Origin of the sequence: Chryseobacillus diguaensis, from assembly GCF_049220665.1 — a bacterium.
Classification (GTDB): domain Bacteria; phylum Bacillota; class Bacilli; order Bacillales; family Bacillaceae; genus Metabacillus_B.
In genome coordinates this window covers 509,520-528,540 of the sequence record NZ_JBMKNV010000001.1, presented here as the reverse complement: position 1 = coordinate 528,540, position 19,021 = coordinate 509,520, and the positions used below count along the sequence as shown (strand labels likewise).

At 39.7% G+C, this 19,021-nt stretch carries 19 protein-coding genes; 3 read left to right on the top strand and 16 right to left on the bottom strand.

All coding sequences use genetic code 11. The features are described 5' to 3' along the window. Window positions 1–69 precede the first annotated feature (69 nt). The 3 genes from parC to ACOT8F_RS02600 form a co-directional block, all read right to left on the bottom strand. Entirely contained in the window at window positions 70–2,499 is a 2,430-nt protein-coding gene (gene parC, locus ACOT8F_RS02610; protein ID WP_421649980.1) for a DNA topoisomerase IV subunit A, read from the bottom strand. A 4-nt stretch (window positions 2,500–2,503) separates the two neighbouring features. Next, window positions 2,504–4,468 (bottom strand): DNA topoisomerase IV subunit B, encoded by a 1,965-nt coding sequence (parE, locus tag ACOT8F_RS02605; RefSeq protein WP_421649979.1) that lies wholly within the window; start codon window positions 4,466–4,468, stop codon window positions 2,504–2,506. A gap of 739 nt (window positions 4,469–5,207) precedes the next feature. Beyond that, entirely contained in the window at window positions 5,208–5,615 is a 408-nt protein-coding gene (locus ACOT8F_RS02600) for a CoA-binding protein (RefSeq protein WP_421650041.1), read from the bottom strand. A 389-nt stretch (window positions 5,616–6,004) separates the two neighbouring features. Here ACOT8F_RS02600 and plsY point away from each other — a divergent pair, with 389 nt between their 5' ends. Further along, complete coding sequence (gene plsY, locus ACOT8F_RS02595) at window positions 6,005–6,601, top strand: glycerol-3-phosphate 1-O-acyltransferase PlsY (protein WP_421649978.1); 597 nt, start codon at window positions 6,005–6,007, stop codon at window positions 6,599–6,601. A 179-nt stretch (window positions 6,602–6,780) separates the two neighbouring features. Here the strand turns inward: plsY and ACOT8F_RS02590 are convergent, their stop codons facing one another. Next, complete coding sequence (locus tag ACOT8F_RS02590; protein WP_421649977.1) at window positions 6,781–7,539, bottom strand: alpha/beta hydrolase family protein; 759 nt, start codon at window positions 7,537–7,539, stop codon at window positions 6,781–6,783. 318 nt (window positions 7,540–7,857) lie between these two features. Here ACOT8F_RS02590 and ACOT8F_RS02585 point away from each other — a divergent pair, with 318 nt between their 5' ends. Then, complete coding sequence (locus ACOT8F_RS02585; protein WP_421649976.1) at window positions 7,858–8,982, top strand: CapA family protein; 1,125 nt, start codon at window positions 7,858–7,860, stop codon at window positions 8,980–8,982. A 386-nt stretch (window positions 8,983–9,368) separates the two neighbouring features. Here ACOT8F_RS02585 and ACOT8F_RS02580 read toward each other — a convergent pair whose 3' ends face one another. The 5 genes from ACOT8F_RS02580 to ACOT8F_RS02560 all read right to left on the bottom strand — a co-directional run bounded on the left by ACOT8F_RS02580 (window position 9,369) and on the right by ACOT8F_RS02560 (window position 13,017). After that, window positions 9,369–10,001 (bottom strand): response regulator transcription factor, encoded by a 633-nt coding sequence (locus ACOT8F_RS02580; RefSeq protein ID WP_421649975.1) that lies wholly within the window; start codon window positions 9,999–10,001, stop codon window positions 9,369–9,371. Next, window positions 9,998–11,041: a sensor histidine kinase gene (locus tag ACOT8F_RS02575; RefSeq protein WP_421649974.1), complete on the bottom strand. Its 1,044-nt coding sequence runs from the start codon at window positions 11,039–11,041 to the stop codon at window positions 9,998–10,000. The genes ACOT8F_RS02580 and ACOT8F_RS02575 overlap by 4 nt, the downstream gene beginning before the upstream one ends. After that, the gene (gene liaF, locus ACOT8F_RS02570) at window positions 11,038–11,760 is read right to left on the bottom strand and encodes a cell wall-active antibiotics response protein LiaF (protein WP_421649973.1); all 723 of its coding nucleotides are present in this window, start codon (window positions 11,758–11,760) and stop codon (window positions 11,038–11,040) included. Before liaF ends, ACOT8F_RS02575 begins: the two co-directional genes overlap by 4 nt. Before the next feature lie 248 nt (window positions 11,761–12,008). After that, on the bottom strand, window positions 12,009–12,656 hold the full coding sequence (locus ACOT8F_RS02565; protein ID WP_421649972.1) for a PspA/IM30 family protein: 648 nt from the start codon (window positions 12,654–12,656) through the stop codon (window positions 12,009–12,011). A gap of 13 nt (window positions 12,657–12,669) precedes the next feature. Continuing rightward, window positions 12,670–13,017, bottom strand: coding sequence for a lmo0954 family membrane protein (locus tag ACOT8F_RS02560; protein ID WP_421649971.1), 348 nt, complete (start codon window positions 13,015–13,017; stop codon window positions 12,670–12,672). Window positions 13,018–13,515: 498 nt separating this feature from the next. Between ACOT8F_RS02560 and ACOT8F_RS02555 the strand changes: the two genes are divergently transcribed. Continuing rightward, window positions 13,516–13,815, top strand: coding sequence for a HesB/YadR/YfhF family protein (locus ACOT8F_RS02555; RefSeq protein ID WP_421650040.1), 300 nt, complete (start codon window positions 13,516–13,518; stop codon window positions 13,813–13,815). Window positions 13,816–13,833: 18 nt separating this feature from the next. Here ACOT8F_RS02555 and ACOT8F_RS02550 read toward each other — a convergent pair whose 3' ends face one another. From ACOT8F_RS02550 to acnA, 7 genes are all read right to left on the bottom strand, one after another. Next, a complete protein-coding gene (locus ACOT8F_RS02550) occupies window positions 13,834–14,133 on the bottom strand; it encodes a hypothetical protein (protein ID WP_421649970.1) in 300 nt (99 codons plus the stop codon). 1 nt (window position 14,134) lies between these two features. After that, entirely contained in the window at window positions 14,135–14,557 is a 423-nt protein-coding gene (locus ACOT8F_RS02545) for a YbgC/FadM family acyl-CoA thioesterase (RefSeq protein ID WP_421650039.1), read from the bottom strand. 114 nt (window positions 14,558–14,671) lie between these two features. Next, entirely contained in the window at window positions 14,672–14,920 is a 249-nt protein-coding gene (gene tlp / locus ACOT8F_RS02540; protein ID WP_421649969.1) for a small acid-soluble spore protein Tlp, read from the bottom strand. A 29-nt stretch (window positions 14,921–14,949) separates the two neighbouring features. Continuing rightward, window positions 14,950–15,093, bottom strand: a complete 144-nt coding sequence (locus ACOT8F_RS02535; protein WP_421649968.1) for an acid-soluble spore protein N — start codon at window positions 15,091–15,093, stop codon at window positions 14,950–14,952. 70 nt (window positions 15,094–15,163) lie between these two features. After that, complete coding sequence (locus tag ACOT8F_RS02530) at window positions 15,164–15,289, bottom strand: FbpB family small basic protein (RefSeq protein ID WP_421649967.1); 126 nt, start codon at window positions 15,287–15,289, stop codon at window positions 15,164–15,166. Window positions 15,290–15,374: 85 nt separating this feature from the next. Then, window positions 15,375–15,872, bottom strand: a complete 498-nt coding sequence (locus tag ACOT8F_RS02525) for a TlpA family protein disulfide reductase (RefSeq protein ID WP_421649966.1) — start codon at window positions 15,870–15,872, stop codon at window positions 15,375–15,377. A gap of 295 nt (window positions 15,873–16,167) precedes the next feature. After that, window positions 16,168–18,894: an aconitate hydratase AcnA gene (acnA, locus tag ACOT8F_RS02520; RefSeq protein WP_421649965.1), complete on the bottom strand. Its 2,727-nt coding sequence runs from the start codon at window positions 18,892–18,894 to the stop codon at window positions 16,168–16,170. Window positions 18,895–19,021: the final 127 nt, after the last annotated feature.

The following is a 19,021-nucleotide window of genomic DNA, read 5'->3' as shown; positions in this document are numbered from 1 at the left end:
AAGCAGCCAAGTTGAAATCAAAAAAAGGCGCCCCTGGTGGTTATAAAACCATTAGGAACACCTCATTTTTTATTCTTCTGAATGAACAGTCCATGCTTCTTTAATCGTTCCTGCTTCCTGTTCATCGATTAGGAAGGAGCCGTTTGAGTAGCGGTCTGTTTTCTTTAAGTTCATAAGGGAAATTTGTTCGGTTTTGCCTTTATCCGTTTTGACACATAATGTGTCCCCTTCTTGAACAATAAAAGCATTTATAATGCGGTGCGGGTTTTTCTTTAATTCCCGAAGCATAATTAACCCGCGTTTTGCACGAGAACCCTTTTCAAATTCAGAAAGGATCGCCATTTTTTTTACGGCCCCTCTTTGAGTAACGATGGCAAGTTCAGGCTTTTCGTTCTCAGTAAAGGCAACACCGCTTACAACATAATCATCAGGCTTCAAGTTCATTCCCTTAACTCCAGCTGCCCTTGCTCCGACGACACTGACTTCTTCTTCAGAAAACCATAGTCCGTATCCAGTTTGAGTGGTTAAGAATAGATTTTCGTTTCCTGAAGTCAAGTGGACATCTACAAGACAATCGTCGCCTTTAAGGTTGATCCCAACCAGCGCTTTTGAATAACGCTGTGCTTTGTATTGAGATAGCTCCGTTTTTTTAACCATGCCATTCTTAGTGATAAAGAGAAGGAATTTATCGTTTGAGAATTCCTTTACAGGCAGTGCCTTAACAAGCTGTTCATCTCTGTCTATATTAACAAAGTTCGCAATGTGCTGACCGATATCCTTCCAGCGGATCTCCGGAAGCTCGTGAACTGGACAATACAGATAGTTTCCTTTGGAGGTAAACAATAGCAGAACATCTGTCGTATTCATGTCAAGCTGCATCAGAAGGCGATCGGTTTCCTTCATGCCAAAGTCCTGCCCATTGGAAGCGGCAAATGAACGCTGGCTAGTTCTCTTCACATATCCATCTTCAGTAACCGTCACAATCACATCTTCTGACGGAATCATCACTTCAAGGTTCACTTTGATTTCTTCAATTTCACCCTGGATAACAGATCTTCTGTTATCAGCATATGTTTTTTTGATCTTCTTCAAATCGGTTTTAATCACTTGAAAAAGCTTTTTTTCCTGATTTAAAATCATTTCAAGTTCATTTATTTTCCGTTCCAGCTCTTCGTTTTCACTTTGCAAAGCTGTAATATCTGTATTTGTTAAACGGTAAAGCTGCAATGTGACAATTGCTTCAGCCTGAGGCTCTGTAAAGGAAAAACGGCTGATTAGGTTTTCCTTTGCATCCCGTTTATCCTTTGACCCTCTGATGACTGCGATTACTTCATCCAAAATAGACAAGGCTTTGATTAAGCCCTCAACAATATGGTGGCGTTCGCGTGCTTTTTTTAGTTCGTAGCGGGAACGATTAGTGACTACTTCTTTTTGGTGGGTAATATATGCATCCAAAAAGTTTTGCAGAGTCATTAATATAGGCCTTCTATTGTAGATGGCCACCATATTAAAATTATAGGTTATTTGAAGATCCGTATTTTTCAGAAGGTAATTGAGTACACCAGATGCATTCGCATCTTTTTTCAATTCGATCACAATTCGAAGGCCCGTTCTGTCCGTTTCATCCCGAATTTCAGAAATACCTTCCACTTTACGGTCTAATCTGCAATCATCCATTTTTTTAACTAAATTGGCTTTATTCACTTCAAAAGGAATTTCATCAATAACGATTTGCTGCCTTCCGCCTTTGATCGTCTCTATCGACGTCTTAGAACGGATAATGATTTTCCCTTTGCCTGTCTCGTAAGCTTTTTTAATTCCTTCAAGACCTTGGATAATTCCTCCTGTAGGGAAATCAGGGCCTTTCATATGCTCCATAAGCTCTTCAAGCGAAGAGTCCGGTGAATCAATCCGGTGAATGACAGCATCGATTACTTCACCTAAATGGTGAGGGGGAATTTCAGTAGCGTATCCGGCAGAAATACCGGTAGATCCATTCACCAGCAGGTTTGGAAACATGGCTGGCAGAACAATTGGCTCACTGCTTGTATCATCAAAGTTTGGAACAAATTCAACTGTTTGCTTATCTATGTCTCTAAGAAGCTCTGAAGCAATAGCAGAAAGCCTTGCTTCTGTATAACGCATGGCAGCCGGCGGATCTCCATCAAGACTTCCGTTATTTCCTTGCATTTCAATCAGGACATTGCGAACTTTCCAGTCCTGACTCATACGTACCATTGCTTCATAAACTGATGAATCGCCATGAGGATGGTAATTCCCGATAACGTTACCAACTGTTTTTGCTGATTTCCGGAAATTTTTATCCTGTGTATTTCCCTCTGCATACATGGCATACAATATCCGTCTTTGTACCGGCTTTAATCCATCTCTTGCATCCGGCAATGCCCGGTCTTGAATAATATATTTGCTGTAACGTCCAAAACGGTCGCCGATTACTTCTTCAAGGGGAAGGTCACGAAATTTTTCTGTCATAGCCATGTGTTTATACCTCCTCTGCGACCGACAAGTTTTCATTTTCTAAAATATTGCTTTCCTCATCAAGGCCGAACGCCACATTTTTTTCAATCCATTTCCGTCGCGGCTCTACTTTATCACCCATAAGGGTTGTTACACGCCTCTCTGCCCTTGCTGCATCGTCTATCCGGACTCTGATCAATGTTCTTGTTTCAGGATCCATTGTCGTTTCCCACAGCTGATCAGCGTTCATTTCTCCAAGACCTTTGTAGCGCTGGATCATATAACCTCTGCCGACTTTCTTTAATACATCCTGCATCTCTTCATCAGACCAGGCATACTCAACAATTTCTTTCTTTCCGCTTCCCTTGCTTACTTTATAAAGCGGCGGCAGGGCAATAAATACTTTTCCACCGTCAATTAGAGGCTTCATGTAACGGTAGAAGAAGGTCAGTAATAGTACCTGTATGTGAGCTCCATCGGTATCGGCATCTGTCATGATGACGATTTTATCGTAGTTCACATCATTTAAATCAAATTCAGGGCCTACACCTGCACCAATGGCATGAATAATCGTGTTGATTTCTTCATTTTTAAAGATATCCTGAAGTTTTGCTTTTTCTGTATTAATAACTTTACCGCGAAGAGGCAAAACAGCCTGGAAGCGTCTGTCTCTTCCTTGTTTGGCAGAACCTCCGGCAGAATCACCTTCCACAAGATACAATTCATTTTTCTGAGGATTGCGTGATTGAGCTGGTGTCAACTTTCCGCTTAAAGACGTTTCAGAACGTTTGCGTTTTTTTCCGCTTCTTGCTTCTTCCCTTGCTTTACGGGCCGCTTCCCTTGCCTGATAAGCTTTAATTGATTTGCGGACAAGAAGGGTACTTGTTTCAGGATTCTCTTCAAGAAAATAAGCGAGATTTTCTGATACGACACCATCTACAGCAGAGCGTGCTTCGCTTGTTCCAAGCTTTCCCTTTGTCTGCCCTTCAAATTGAAGCAGATCTTCAGGAATTCTGACTGAAATAATGGCAGATAGTCCTTCGCGAATATCAGAGCCTTCAAGGTTTTTTTCTTTTTCTTTTAGCAATCCTGCTTTTCTCGCATACTCGTTAAAAACCCTTGTCATGGCCGTTTTGGCTCCAGACTCGTGTGTTCCGCCATCTTTTGTGCGAACATTGTTTACAAATGACAAGATATTTTCGGAATATCCGTCATTAAATTGAAAAGCAAAATCAACCTCAATGGTGTTTTGCGTACCCTCAATCGAAACTACTGGATGCAGCGAGTCTTTTTCTTCGTTCAAATATTCAACAAAAGCTTCAATTCCATTTTCGTAATGAAAAACTTCCTGTACCTGGTTTCTTAGATCAGCCAGTTCTATTTTTAAGCCTTTTAATAAAAAAGCAGATTCTCTTAAACGTTCACTTAACGTTTCAAAATTATACACCGTCGTGCTGAATATGGAAGGATCCGGTTTAAAATGAATAATAGTACCGGATTTCGTTGTTTTACCGAGTTTTTCCAGAGTTGTTACAGGTTTTCCGCCATTTTCAAAACGCTGCTCATAAGTCATGCCGTCTCTCATAATCGTTACAGTAAGCCATTCTGAAAGAGCATTAACGACGGAAGCACCAACTCCGTGAAGGCCTCCGCTCGTTTTGTATCCGCCCTGGCCGAATTTTCCTCCTGCATGCAGAACGGTCAGGATGACTTCAGGAGTAGGCTTACCAAGACGGTGCATTCCGACTGGCATTCCTCTCCCTTTATCTGTTACAGATATGCTGTTATCTTTATGAATTTTTACGATAATATGATTCCCAAACCCTGCAAGTGCTTCATCCACCGAGTTATCTACAATCTCGTATACCAGGTGGTGAAGGCCTCGAACATCAGTACTGCCGATATACATACCAGGCCGTTTTCTGACCGCTTCAAGACCTTCCAATACTTGAATGGAATCATCATTATATTCAAACTGCTGTTTTACCAAAAGACTTAAACTCCTTTCAACCGTCCGGATTCCTCTTTGCAATAGGAACGTATGTTTCATGTAATTTTATCTTACTTTGCTTATTTATTACAACCCCACGAATTAAAATAGTTTCTACCTTCCATTTTTCCTTTTTTTTAGAAAATATTTCATGATAGGATTATGTCCAAGCACTATTTTATCTTTTTCCGCTGATTTCGCAAACCTAATTGTGGCAGAAATTCCGATGATTTGTACAAAAAGTGCCCTATTTTATAAAATTTACTCGAAAATCAGGATAGAAGCTTCTCTTTATTACTTGTTTTTTATTTTAGTAATGTTTATTTAGAACATAGTTTAATTAGAAATTCTTATTCCTTGCCACCTGGTTTTAAAGTCCATCATAACACGATTCTTATGAAAAAATGTTCATGATTAATATTGTTTATTTAGAACATAGTTTAATTAAATAATTTCAGATTCTTTACAGTCTACAATACTTTGCACTTTTCTGATTTTGAAATGGTTTATGTTGTACTCTTTCTGCCCTTTTTTCACAAAGGCCCTTTTCTTAAACTTTGTTTCTTCTCACTCCAAATTTCAGCTGCACGGCCCTTGATTTGGCAAAAACTTTAAGAAAAGACGCCAGGAAGCAAGTCAAAATGCGTGATAAAAGCATTTACGTACAGCAACAATCTCTGCGAAAACAGCCTTCACAAAAAAATACCGCCCTTGCATTTAGGACGGTAATTCCTCAGTATTATTTTAATACGGCATGAGCCACTTTTATACACAAATCCATTATTACCGGATAGCCTTTTTCTTTTAACAGCTGATAAGCTTCTTCATTGGCAAGCCCTTGCTGCGCCCAAAAAACATCTGCATCTGCTTCAAGAAATTCTTCTGCCACCTCAAGAAGATATTCCGATCGGCGAAACACGTTCACAATATCAATATGCCCTTTTACATCCTTAAGGGAAGGAACAGCTTTAACGCCAAGGGCTTCTTTGATGACTGGATTGACAGGTATGATTTCATACCCTGCATCCTGCATTGATTTGCTCACCATATAGGAGGTTCTTGAAGGATCATCTGATAAACCAACAACTGCAATACGTTTGCTGTTTTTTAGAATGTCCCTTATTTCTTCTCTTTCGGGATTTTTCATCATGTCTATCACTCCTTTTCTTTATTTTAGTCTGATCCTTATGCAATCACAACTTTTCCATCTTTTTTCAAGGCTGTTTTCGCAGAGATTGTTGTTTTTCGTACATGCTTTTATCACGCATTTACCTAGCAGCGGGACATCTTTTCTTAAAATTTATGCCATCTCAATGGTTTCGAGGGCTAAATATAGAATCATGAGCAACAAAGCTAAGAAAAGAGCCTTTTTCAAAGAGGCAGTACATAAAGTAATATGATTGCTGTTTCTTCTTTTTGTCTGTTTTAGCTGGATTAAAATGATGAATCAGTCAAAGCATCCATAAGATTATGTAGTTGTATATCTTTTTGCATGATAGAATATAAATATTGAAAAGTTGTAAAGGAGAACCATTCATGACAATTGTCATTATTCTTGTTATTGCTTATTTGATAGGTTCCATTCCTTCAGGGCTTATTGTTGGAAAGCTTGGGTATGGAAAGGATATACGTGAGCATGGCAGCGGAAATCTGGGAGGAACAAATGCTTTCAGGACACTTGGTGTAAAAGCAGGTCTCATAGTGACAGCCTCTGATATTCTAAAAGGAACACTTGCCGCTTCGGTTCCTTTTTGGTTTCATAGCGACCTTCATCCTTTAATCGCAGGAATTTTTGCAGTTATTGGACACATGTTTCCTCTGTTTGCAGGTTTTAAAGGCGGCAAGGCCGTAGCAACATCAGGAGGAATCCTGCTGTTTTATGCCCCATTGATGTTTATATCATTGCTTGCTGTGTTTTTCATTTTGCTTTTACTAACAAAATATGTTTCTCTCTCGTCTATGCTGACTGGAGTTTATACATTTGTATACAGCTTATTCACGCATGATATTATACTGATTATCGTTGCAGCCTTGCTAATGATCTTTGTCTTATACAGGCATAGAGCCAATATCAAGCGGATCGCCAACAAAACAGAGCCTAAAGTGAAACTTTTTCAGAAAAAAAGAGTTTAATACTATTTGACGCTTCGGGGAAACCCTAAGCGTTTTATTATTTTTGCCCTAATGAAATTTCCCAGTTTCATTACGGGAAATAGGCTTTTTTTCTCCATTTGCTGTCACACCATCAATGGACATTTCCCTTTCAGCCGATCATAAATTCAATATGAACAAATACTAGACCTAAAAAACAATCAAATCGGCAGATGCTTTCTAAACCACTGAAGCATGTACTTCTCAACAATATCCAAGTGCTCCATAAAAGAATGGCTGGCACCGCTGATAATGACCATTCGGGAATCGGCATTTAACAGCTCCATTCCTTTTCTCGTCAATTCAGATAACATCTTTTCCTCCCAGTCCTCACCGTGCAAAATAAGGACAGGACAGTCTATTTTAGAAAGCAGCTTCTTTTGGTCTGCTTTCTCAAAATCAAGCAGCATTCGTCCATCAATGAGAATCTGCTTTCTTAGACCCTCTGTTTGAACTGTTATATACCCTTTCTCTTCCAATTCCTTTAATTGCTCTTTAGAAAAATGCTCTTCCCATTGATAATAAACAGGTCCTGTTGCTGCTCCTGTAAAAATCATTGCTTTAATGTTTCCAGCAGCTGCGCAGGCTTCCAGGCAAATTCTGCTGCCCAGACTGTGACCATAGAGCCCAACGCGGTCATATCCTTTTTGTCTGGCAAATGCAAGAGCTGATATCAGATCATCTGTTTCTTTTTTTACTGTTATGAAATCATCGTCACTCTCTCCGCACCCGCTAAAATCAAAAGCAAGGGTAGCATACCCATCTTTAGAGAGCACTTCAGCAAATCGGTCAAACCTCCCTCTGGAAGATTTATCAGAAAGAAATCCGTGACAGAAAAGAATGATTGTTTTTCCGTCAGTATCCCGATAATTTCCTGCAAGTTTCATTCCCCTGGAATTCGTAAAATAGACTTTTTCCATTGATGTCTCTCCTTATTTGAATGAATTTCTTCTGCTGGAATAGGATAAAAATGATGAATAAACCAAAAAGATTCATTTTTTATGAATCTTTTCTTTCTTTTTTGACAATTTTCAGTATGATAGGTATAAGTACTTATATGAAGGCTGTTTTCGCATAGATTGTTGCTATTCGTACTATCTTAGAACAAGCATAGAGACTTACTTCGTGGCATCTTTTCTTAAAATTCGCAGCTTTATATTGGTCCGCGATTATCTAATACAGATGAAAAAGCAAAAATGTTTAAGAAAAGAGCCTATATGAACGAAGGTGGTGCGATAATGAAGCGCTTACATATTCTTCTCCTCCCAGTGATCTTTCTCCTCCTCCTTTTTCTCCAAGGCTCTTTTACCAATAAGACCATTTTAGCAGCAGAAAATCTCACCGAAAGACAGAGTTATCCTATATTGAAAGAATGGAAAGAACCTGATGAGAAAGTTACGTCAGCTACCTTCACAGCGGCTGGAGATGTCTTGATCCATAGTCCGCTTTACATGGACGCGGAAACATCACCAAATCATTACAATTTTGATCCAATGATCCAAGATGTGAAAGGTGCGCTATCCCAGTCTGATCTTACACTCGTCAATCAGGAAACGATGATTGGAGGCGTGCAGCTTGGCCTTTCCACTTACCCCGCCTTTAATAGTCCTTTTGAGGTTGCAGATTCATTGAAGAATGCAGGAATAGACATAGTGAGTATGGCAAATAATCATGCACTGGATAAAGGTGAAAAAGGGATTTTAAATGCTGTCTCGCACTATCATAAGCTTTGTCTTCCTTATTTAGGAGCTTATGCAAGCCAAAAAGATGCGGATACCATTAGAGTTATCGAAAAAGACGGGATTCGATTTGGATTTTTAGCCTATACATATGGAACAAACGGCTATAAAGTTCCTAAAAATAAGCCTTATCTTGTCAGTTTAATTAACAAACCGAAAATGGCAAAAGACCTGGCTAAATTAAAAAAAATCGCTGATGTATCTGTGGTCATGATTCATTGGGGAACAGAGTATGAACGGCTTCCAAACAAAGATCAGCGAGAATTAGCAAGATTTCTCTCTGATCATGGAGCGGATCTTATCATGGGGTCTCATCCTCATGTATTGCAGCCAATGGAATGGCTGAAACAAAAAGATGGAAAAAAATCGCTTGTTGTCTATTCTCTCGGTAATTTCCTATCAGGACAAAGCGGAGAATACAAAGTAATTGGCGGTATTATCAGTATAGAAGTAAAAAAAATAAGCCGTGGCAATTATACAGCAATAAAACTGATGAAACCGGTATTTCTTCCTACCATTACAGTTAATAAGGAGCATCATCACTATCAGGTGGAAAAGCTTTCTGTGGTAAACAGGAAAAAAGCAGAGGAAATTAAAAAGTATGTTCTTCAGTGGATTCCATAATTCTTGATGAAAGATTGTTTATTTGCAAGAAAACAAGCCTCTAGTATGTTCGAAACAGACACACTCATATTAAAAAAGGCTGTTTTCGCAAAGATTGCTGCTATACGTACGCGTATGGACTAAAGAACACGCATAAAGATTAGCTTCGTGGCATCTTTTCTTAAATTCGGGATCCTTTAGGGGGTCCTTTTTTTGTATTTTCTCTGAAAATGAAAACATCTTTTATTCGCTCCTTTTTATTTAAATACTTCAAGCCGTTGTGTGCTGGCTCTTGTGATCGTATTGCCTTTCGATTATAAAACGTCTTGATGATCTTATTAAAGCTGTTTCTGCCAAACTGCCATAAAAGCCGCCTTCAACTGAAAGCGGCTTATTCTTTATAAATCTTATTTCACTAGAGAATGCTTAAAGGCATAAATAACAGCCTGTGTTCTGTCCTGAACATCCAATTTACTAAGAATGTTGCTGACATGGACCTTCGCTGTTTTCAGAGCAATAAAGAGCTCATCTGCAATTTCCTGATTGGTTTTTCCCTGGGACATTAACAAAAGGATTTCAAGTTCTCTGTTTGTCAGTTCGGAATGAGGAAGTTTCCTTTCCTTTTGACGCATTTTAGACATCATCTTGCCTGTTACCTCTGGTTCAAGCACGGTTTGTCCTTTATGTGCAGCTCTGACAGCTTCAGCGATTTCACTCGCTCTTGACGTTTTCAGCATATAGCCGGAAGCACCTGCCTCAAGTGCCGGATAAACCTTTTCATCATCCAGAAAGCTAGTCACAATGAGGATTTTGGCTTCAGGCCATTCCTCCATTATTTGTCTCGTTGCTTCGATGCCATCCATTTCTTTCATGACCAAATCCATTAAAATAATATCCGGCCTGAGCTGAAGTGCAAGCCTCACTGCCTCTATCCCATTACTTGCTTCTCCTGTTACTTCGATATCCGGCTGAGCTGCAAGGTATGAGGAGACACCAATTCTGACCATTTCATGATCATCTGCGAAAAGTACTTTTATCACCTTTTTTCCTCCTCTTGTTTCAAAATCGGCACCTTTACTTCCAGCCTTGTACCATTGCCGGGAAGACTGATCACTTTTAGGGTACCTCCTAGTTCAATGGCTCTCTCTCTCATATTCTGCAGGCCATAGGAGCCTGTTTTTTCCGTTTCCATATTAAACCCTATTCCATCATCAGAAACCCTCAATATGACAAGCTGGTCCCTTTCAATTAACAGAACATGAAGAGATTGTGCCTTTGCATGGCGCAGAGTATTCGATACGGACTCCTGGAGAATCCTGAATAAATGGTCTTCAATGCCCTTGTCGAGCTCAAGGCTTTCAACTTTCCAGGTTACGTCCATTTGAACTTTTTGCGAAAGCTCGATCAGAAGCTCTTCCATACCTTCTTTCAATGACTTCCCTTTTAGTGCAGCGGGACGCAAGTGAAGAAGGAGAGCGCGCATCTCAAGCTGAGACTGGTGGATCATGCTTTCCACCATTTTTAGCTGTTTTGCCTGAAGCTCTTCTTTGGGGCCGCTTCCTTCATTGATGGCCGACATCATCATGGATGCAGCGAACAATTGCTGGCTGACAGAATCATGAAGTTCACGGGCAAGCCTTTGTCTTTCCTGCGACACAATTTCCTGCATTCTCTTTTCCTGATCTACTGCTTTTTCATTTGCAAGCTTTTGAGAGAGCTTTGTTTGTTCGGATAAATGATTTTTGACTTTATTCAGCTGCTGGGAAATGACTTGAAATTCTGGAATCGCATGTGATTCTTCCAGTACGGTTAATTTTCCGTTTTCTAGCTGGTGAAGAGAAGCTGTAACAGCATCAAGCTGCTTTTTTAGATGAATCCCCGTTGACAGTCCATAAATAATGCCTATTAAAATACTTAACAGCACACAGAACAAGTAAAAGGGCATATCCATTATCGTTAGATTCCAGATGCTAGCAGCGTTCTTTGTCGGGATAACAATTATATAGGAGACGATTAAACCAGCCAGAACAGAAACAGAGATAAAGCAGCTCATGAAGATCTGCCGTACTAAAATGCTCATACCCGCTTCACCTCAAGATCTCCAGCAAGGACGGATGTCACAATCTTGACCTTTACGGCAGCCTTTTCATAATCAGCCGTTTGATATTGAAGATTTTGATTAAAGGTTCCGGGTTCTGAATGGTCAAAAACCTCAAGAGAACCGTTAAGAACAGAATGATTAAGATTTACCTCTACCTCATACGGGATAAGAATTTGGATATTTCCTACCCACTTCCGAATCACAATGACTGCTTCTCCCTTTGGCAAAACTGTGTTGCCGAGGTCAATCAGTGTATCGCCAAACCCTGCCTGAATGTTAATATCCCTCCATTCATAAACATGGTCAGGAGTTTTATCCCTTCCAAAAAGGCGATTTTTAAAAAAGGCCGTTTTTTTAATAACCTTTTCATAATCAGCCTGAATGACCTTTGGAGAAATAACCCGAGGTTCTTTTTTGGATTTGCTGTAGCGGTAAAGGAAATAAATGATGGAGGTAAAAAGGAGAAATTTTAAAGCAAAGGTTTGTAAAAGTGTGATAGCAAAAAAGAAGACTCCAAACCAGAACAGAAGCTTCCCAGCAGTCGAATAAAATTTTTTTCTGCCAGCATAGATGCATGCTCCTGTTATACCGAGAAAAATGACTCTTCCATGGTTATCAAACAAAAATTCAAATAATAGAAGAATGGCGCCTACTAACAGCAGCATATTGATTACGTTTGTATTGGTTTTTCTCCGCAAAATCAGCGCCTCCATCCAGTAAAAGTCAAAATCATTAATGATTAAGGCTCTTTTCTAAAACTTTGTTGCTCTTTAACTTAAAATTCGTGCGCAAAACACTTGATAAAGCAAGAACTATAAGAAAAGATGTCCAGCAAGTAGTCTAAATACGCGGTATAGCTTTTACGAAAAGCCACAATCTTTTGAGAAAACAGCCATGATTAAAAAAGGCGCAGCATCCCTGCGCCCTTTTAGAATACCATGTTTGTTCAGGGATTTACATTTGATTCCTGATTTTTTAGTTCTTTTTCCAAAGAGCTGATTTTTTCATCAATGGTATGTGCGTAATACTCTTTGCTCACTCTTTGTTCGAGCCTTTCCAAATAGCTTTCCATTTCGCTGAAGCGGTTAAAGGAAGAAGTCATAAAATGTTCACCTTCATGTACTTTATTCATTCGATGATTCCCTCTTGCAGCATTCTCTCTTCCCATTAGTTCCATTCTTCTTAAGTGCATATCTTTCAGCTTGTGTTTCATCTCTTCATATTTCTGTTCGAGCTCTTTAAGGTTGTCTGCTGCTTCCTTGGAGCTCTTTTCAAGTCTTTGAGCCCGCTCTGCATAAATGGTATGCTCTTTTACAGCGAATTCAGACAGCTCAGTTTCTCCCGCCTGTGCCGCAATGTCAGCCTGATGCTTTCTTTTGGCTGCAAGCTGCATGGCATGATTGTATTCATCTGTAAATTCATTTTGTAGCATTGCCTGTCTTTCCACAAGCTTTTTGACTTTATCTGCTTCCTTTTCACATTCTCTTAAATAGTGATTCAGCATAGCGATCGGATTATCCTTCTCTTTGTGATCAAGCAATTCATGCAGGTCAGATTCGATATTTTGTTTCATCCGCTGAAATAAATTTCCCATTATACTCTCTCCTTTAGCTTCTTTTCATTTCTTCCCATTGTTTTTCAAAATTCATGAAAGGATCATTTTTACTGGCTGTCGTCTTTGCTTTTTCAGAGCTCCATTTTTTAAAGATAACGTACATCACATAAATGGCTGCGATCGCAACGAGTGCCGGGATGTTTGTTGCTGAAAGGGATAAACCGATGAAGCCTGCAATGGCCCACAGCACTTTTCTTCCAGCAGAATGGGCTTTGATAAAGCCTCTTACTGCAAAATACAAAATGCCGAGGCTTATAGCCATTCCGATTAAGTGGCCAAGGTTTGCCACCACTATGAGAGCCGCGATCGCTCCTAAAACAAGAAGTACTATTTTTTTCATTTACTAACTCCTCCTTTCTATGTCTTTATCTTATCTTGTGAAAGAGGAAGTCATAATGAGCCGCAGCCATATTTTGCAATACGCCTTGAGTCTTAGCTTTAATAAGTCCTTTTTTAAAGGCTCTTTTCTTAAACTTTGTTGCTTTTCACAATAAATATCTTTTACAAGCTCCTTGATTTGGTAGGAATTTTAATAAAAGATGTTCCGAAGCTAGCCTAAATGCGTAAATAAAACTAATTCGAAAAGCAACAGTCTTCGCGAAAGCTGCCTTTTTTCATTCATTGAAGAAAGAATGGTATACTCTACTTGGTTAATTAATTGTTTATATTTATCATTGATTATTTGGAACATAGTGCAATTAAAATATAATGTTGCTGATTCGGCACATGGTTTAAGCAGAAAATTTATAAAAGGAAAAGAATTGTTAAAAAAGCTCTAGCATGGCATCTTTTATGAAGGAAAATAATAATGTTTAAGAAGAAAGGAGTGATCGCTGAAATGAAATTAAAAGTCAGCAATAAAGCAGCAAGCTGGTACAAAGAAGAACTTGATTTAAATGACGGTGACTCCCTTCGGTTTTTTGTCCGCTATGGCGGAAACAGCACCATTCAAAGCGGATTTTCTCTTGGCGTGATTAATGACACCCCAAAGGAAGCAGCTGCTATGGCTGAAGCAAATGGACTGACTTTTTTTGTAGAAGAATCAGACGTGTGGTATTTTGATCAATATGATTTACAAGTGAACGTAAAAGAAGATGGGGATGAACCCGAATTTCATTATGAAAAAACCGCAGAATAATAAATTCTGCGGTTTTTGTTATAGATTAAAACGCTTTATATGATCTGACAGACCGTATAGCTTTAAAATTTCAAGCTGTTTTTCTCCCATTAAATCAAAATGCGGATAGCTGCTTCTTCTGTCAATCCACTCAGGCTTTAGCCCATGCTTTTTGCCCCACTGGATGAGTTCGGAAAGATCAGAGCAGCCAGCTTTCGTAACGGCATGGCTGTCTGGAAAGCGGTCATCAAGCCAAAAGTGGGTTAACAATGCTACTTCTCCCTTTTCGGCTTTTTTTTTCCAGCTGTTCAGCTCTTCCCTTGAAATTCCGAAAGCCATGTTAACTCCTCTTTTTCGCTTCTTCGTATGCTTTATCCCATTCAGGATAATACTTTCTTATTTGAATTGGCTTGAACGTATCTTTTTTCACACAAACATGGCTTGAAAGTGCTGTTATGGATACTTCCTCGTTTGGTGTATAAATCTCATATCCATAAGTGACTTTCACGCCTGTATATTCTTCTACCCATGTATGTATAACAGCTGTATCATCATATTTCAGAGGTTTTTTATATTGGATCTGAAGATCAACCACGGGAGACAATATTCCTTCTTCCTCCATAGCTGCGTATGAAAAGCCAAGATCTTTAATCAGCTGGGTCCTTCCTACTTCTAGCCAAATGACATAATTGGCATGGTACACGACTCCCATTTGGTCTGTTTCAGCATACCTGACTTCAATTTCTTTTTTGGAAATGAGCATCATTCTCTCTCCTTGCAAACTTTTCTGTTCTCATATCATACCACACACAGGCTATTTACCTGCAGTTTACGCTTATTAGAAAAGCCGGCCAAAAAAATAGACCGGCTTTTTTTCTTATTTCAGTTCGCTGTTATCGCTATATCCGTTTTCACGGGCGTTCGCTTCATCCTTAATTTCAGCTCTCATCCCAGCTAAGGAATCTTCGCGCTTTGCATTTTTTTCTTTTATTTTTTCACGTTCTTCAGGTGAAGAAAATTCCATTGTTTCATGGGACTTTTCAATATTCATAATGGTGTTTTGCACCATATCCTGCAGCTTTTCTACATTGTCGCTTCGATCATCCGGGTTCGGTTTGTTGTCCATTGTTCATTCCTCCTCAGTGAATTTAAATGCTACTCGCCTTTTGTCTGAATAACCTGTGCATGCTTTCCAGATTTATCCTGCATCGTTTTTCCTTTGTTACCGCCAAACCCTCTTGATTTCGTACCAATATGGTTTGGAGTAAAGTGGCTCTGCTTATCATTTGAATTGGTCAAAGAAATAGCCCCCTTTCGCTTTATCTTTTCCGCAAAAGGGGGCCTTCATCATGATTTTTTATATATTCCATTATTTTTCTAAATACCTCTGTTCTAACTTATCTTCGATTTGATTCAGAAAATGTTCATCTTTCAACAGTTCTTTTTTGTTTTCATTAACAAGCTCTTCAAAGGTTAACTTTCGGATTTTTCTCATAAGGCTCAGCCTCCACTATTTTTCCTTCAGTGTGGCCATAAAGCTGCTTATATATTCAGTAAATTCAAGCTTTTAAAGCATATCCTTAAAAATTTGGGGTAAGCGTCTTACTTGTAAGCTGACCTTTTACGATTTTCTGAATAACCCCATTTTGATCAAGAAAATATGTAGTAGGAAAGGCAAAAACATGATAGTTCCCGCTCGTCGTACCTTCATAATCCAAAGCAACCGGAAAAGTAAGGTTTCTTTTTTTAATAAAGTTCCGGACGGCTTCAACGCTGCTTTCATTCGCTGTTACATTAACCGTTAAGATTTTGATATCCGGATTTTTTTCCTGAAATGACTTTAATAATGGCATTTCTTCCTGACAAGGACCGCACCAGGTAGCCCAAAAATTAATCAGAACTTTTTTACCTTTAAAATCCTCTGGCCCTGCCTTTTTCCCTGTAAGAGAAGGCAATTCAAATTCAGGGGCTTTGTTTCCGACAGCAATACCCGTCTCAGGTTCCTTCGGTAAAACGAGCTGATATAAAGCAATTCCTGCAAGTAAAGCAAGCAGCAAAATGGCGAACCATTTCTTCAAGTACTTTCCCCCTCTCTGTTTTATCATGCTTATGTGAATGCTTAGAAATTAGGACAAAAAATACTTTTTACAATATATTCTATCTTATTTAATCATGAGATGTCCTTAAACTTCAATAGCTTGTTATAAGTAGGCTCTTTTCTTTAACTTTGTTGTTTTTTCATCCATTTAAGTGAATTGAGCAAGAATACAGTTGCAAATAAGAAAAGATGCCACGAAGCGAATCACTATGCGTGGTCTAAGACACGAATAGCAACTAAAAAGGAACAGCCACGATCGGCTGTTCCTCACTTATTTATGCTTTTAATTTATCTCGAAGGACCATTTGAAGGATCCCGCCATGACGGTAATAGTCAATTTCAACTTCACTGTCAAAACGGACAAGCACTTCAAATTCTGTTACTTTTCCTTCTTCATTTGTTGCGCGGACTTTTACGATATCACGAGGTCTTACGGATTCATCAATCAGAACCTCAATCGTTTCTTTCCCATCAAGTCCGAGCACATCAGCATTTTCACCTTTTTTGAATTGAAGAGGCAGAACACCCATCAATACAAGGTTGCTTCTGTGGATTCTTTCAAAGCTCTCAGCAATAACCGTTTTAATGCCAAGAAGATTTGTTCCTTTAGCTGCCCAGTCACGAGAGCTGCCCATTCCATAATCTTTGCCTGCAAATACGACAAGGCCAGTTCCGTCCTCTTTGTACTGCATGCAAGCATCATAGATTGAAGTTACTTCGTTTTTAGGCCAGTAAGTTGTATAGCCGCCTTCTGTACCTGGAGCAATTTGATTGCGGATGCGGATATTCGCGAACGTTCCGCGCATCATGACTTCATGGTTTCCGCGTCTTGAACCGTAAGAGTTGAAGTCTCTAGGAGACACTCCTTTTTCCTGCAGATAGCGTCCGGCAGGTGTATCCTTGCCGATTGAACCAGCTGGTGAAATATGGTCAGTTGTAACCGAATCACCGAACTTAGCAACTACACGCAAGCCTTTAAGAGGTTCAACCGTACCAGCTTCAGGTGATAAGCCTTCAAAGAACGGCGGGTTTTGAATATAAGTTGAATCAAGATCCCATTTGTACAATGCTTCATCTGTTGTTTCAATTTCATTCCAGCGGGCATTGTCTTCAAACACACGATTGTATTCTTTGCGGAACAATTCAGGTGTTACCGTTTCTGCAACAACCTGTTTAATTTCTTCCTGGCTAGGCCAGATATCGTTAAAGAAAACATCGTTGCCGTCTTTATCTTTACCGATCGGATCTTTTTGAAGATCCACATCTACCGTACCTGCAAGTGCATATGCGACAACGAGCGGCGGTGAAGCAAGATAGTTTCCTTTAACGAGCGGGTGGATACGGCCTTCAAAGTTACGGTTACCGGACAGAACAGACGTTACAAGAAGATCGTTTTCCGCTACAGCTTTTTCGATTTCTTCAGCAAGCGGGCCTGAGTTTCCGATGCAAGTCGTACAGCCATAACCAACAAGATTAAATCCAAGAACCTCAAGGTATGGAAGAAGGCCGGAATTTTGCAGATAGCCAGTTACAACCTTAGATCCCGGAGCAAGTGACGTTTTCACATATTCTGGTACATTCATGCCTTTTTCGACGGCATTTCTTGCTAAGAGGCCAGCACCAACTAGAACATATGGATTAGAAGTATTTGTACAGCTTGTAATAGCCGCGATTGCAATTGCACCAGTTTTCATCTTCACTTCATTTCCAGATGCAAGCTTCACTGAAATTTCTTTATCCGTTTCTGCTTGACCCAGTCCAAAGCCCTGATTTCCGACAGGTGCTGTTAAATGGTTATGGAAAGTTTCTTTCATTGCAGTCAAAGGAATCAAATCCTGAGGGCGTTTAGGGCCTGAAAGATTCGGTTCAATGACAGAAAGATCAATTTCAACCACATCTGTAAATGTCGGATCTTCTTTATCAGCTGTGTAGAAAAGATTATTTTCTTTAGAATACGTTTCCACTACATCGATCAGGCTTTCTTCACGTCCAGTGAGACGCAGATAATGAAGCGTTTCATCATCAACTGGGAAGAATCCGCAAGTTGCTCCGTACTCAGGAGCCATATTCGCAATTGTTGCACGGTCTGCAAGCGGAAGCTCAGCTACCCCAGGACCGAAGAATTCAACAAATTTGCCGACTACGCCTCTTTGGCGAAGAACTTGAGTAACTTTAAGAGCAAGGTCAGTCGCAGTTGTACCGCCAGGCATTTTGCCTGTAAGCTTAACTCCGATTACCTCAGGTACAGGGAAATAAGAAGGCTGTCCAAGCATACCTGCTTCTGCTTCGATACCGCCGACACCCCATCCAAGTACTCCAATACCGTTGATCATCGTTGTATGAGAATCAGTACCAACAAGTGTATCAGGGAAAGCTATTGTTTCACCGTCTTCATCTTGAGTATGGACAACGTTTGCAAGATACTCCAGGTTCACCTGATGAACAATTCCAGTTGCAGGCGGTACAGCACGGTAGTTGTCAAACGCTTTTTGAGCCCAGCTTAAGAATTGGTAACGCTCTGTGTTACGCTGGAATTCAAGCTCCATATTAAATTTAAGTGAATCATCTGTTCCTGCTTTATCAACCTGCACGGAGTGGTCAATAACAAGATCAACTGTTTTTTCAGGATTGATTTTATCAGCATCACCGCCAAGATCCGCCATTGCTTTACGCAATGAAGCAAGGTCTACGATTGCTGGAACACCAGTGAAATCCTGAAGGATAACACGTGATGGCTTGAATGGCACGTCAATTTCCTGAATGCCCTCAGTACCCCATTTTGCAAGGTTTTCAACATGTTCTTTTGTAATAACGCGCCCGTCAACCTGGCGCAATACAGATTCAAGCAGAACTTTAATGGAATAAGGAAGTTTTGTTACATCTCCCAAACCTGCATCTTCTAATGCTTTTAGTGAGTAGTAGTTGTACGTTTTTCCATTAAGCTCAAAACTTTTGCGAGCCTGAAAAACATCCTGCTTCGATAATTGTTGTTGTTCAGCCATGATTTTCTCCCCCTTAAAGCTTTATCGACAAATGTCGAAACCGGTCTATCCCACCGGAACATAATTTACAATTTAATCTTAATATAACCGTATACATAAGTAAATAACAATGATGTTATTGAACTAG

Excerpts from the sequence above, each read along its gene's own strand:
- parC (WP_421649980.1), bottom strand. The coding sequence starts at position 2,499 with ATGGCTATGACAGAAAAATTTCGTGACCTTCCCCTTGAAGAAGTAATC.
- ACOT8F_RS02600 (WP_421650041.1), bottom strand. The coding sequence starts at position 5,615 with ATGAAAAATCCCGAAAGAGAAGAAATAAGGGACATTCTAAAAAACAGC.
- plsY (WP_421649978.1), top strand. The coding sequence starts at position 6,005 with ATGACAATTGTCATTATTCTTGTTATTGCTTATTTGATAGGTTCCATT.
- ACOT8F_RS02590 (WP_421649977.1), bottom strand. The coding sequence starts at position 7,539 with ATGGAAAAAGTCTATTTTACGAATTCCAGGGGAATGAAACTTGCAGGA.
- ACOT8F_RS02585 (WP_421649976.1), top strand. The coding sequence starts at position 7,858 with ATGAAGCGCTTACATATTCTTCTCCTCCCAGTGATCTTTCTCCTCCTC.
- ACOT8F_RS02575 (WP_421649974.1), bottom strand. The coding sequence starts at position 11,041 with ATGAGCATTTTAGTACGGCAGATCTTCATGAGCTGCTTTATCTCTGTT.
- ACOT8F_RS02565 (WP_421649972.1), bottom strand. The coding sequence starts at position 12,656 with ATGGGAAATTTATTTCAGCGGATGAAACAAAATATCGAATCTGACCTG.
- ACOT8F_RS02560 (WP_421649971.1), bottom strand. The coding sequence starts at position 13,017 with ATGAAAAAAATAGTACTTCTTGTTTTAGGAGCGATCGCGGCTCTCATA.
- ACOT8F_RS02555 (WP_421650040.1), top strand. The coding sequence starts at position 13,516 with ATGAAATTAAAAGTCAGCAATAAAGCAGCAAGCTGGTACAAAGAAGAA.
- ACOT8F_RS02550 (WP_421649970.1), bottom strand. The coding sequence starts at position 14,133 with ATGGCTTTCGGAATTTCAAGGGAAGAGCTGAACAGCTGGAAAAAAAAA.
- ACOT8F_RS02545 (WP_421650039.1), bottom strand. The coding sequence starts at position 14,557 with ATGCTCATTTCCAAAAAAGAAATTGAAGTCAGGTATGCTGAAACAGAC.
- tlp (WP_421649969.1), bottom strand. The coding sequence starts at position 14,920 with ATGGACAACAAACCGAACCCGGATGATCGAAGCGACAATGTAGAAAAG.
- ACOT8F_RS02530 (WP_421649967.1), bottom strand. The coding sequence starts at position 15,289 with ATGAGAAAAATCCGAAAGTTAACCTTTGAAGAGCTTGTTAATGAAAAC.
- acnA (WP_421649965.1), bottom strand. The coding sequence starts at position 18,894 with ATGGCTGAACAACAACAATTATCGAAGCAGGATGTTTTTCAGGCTCGC.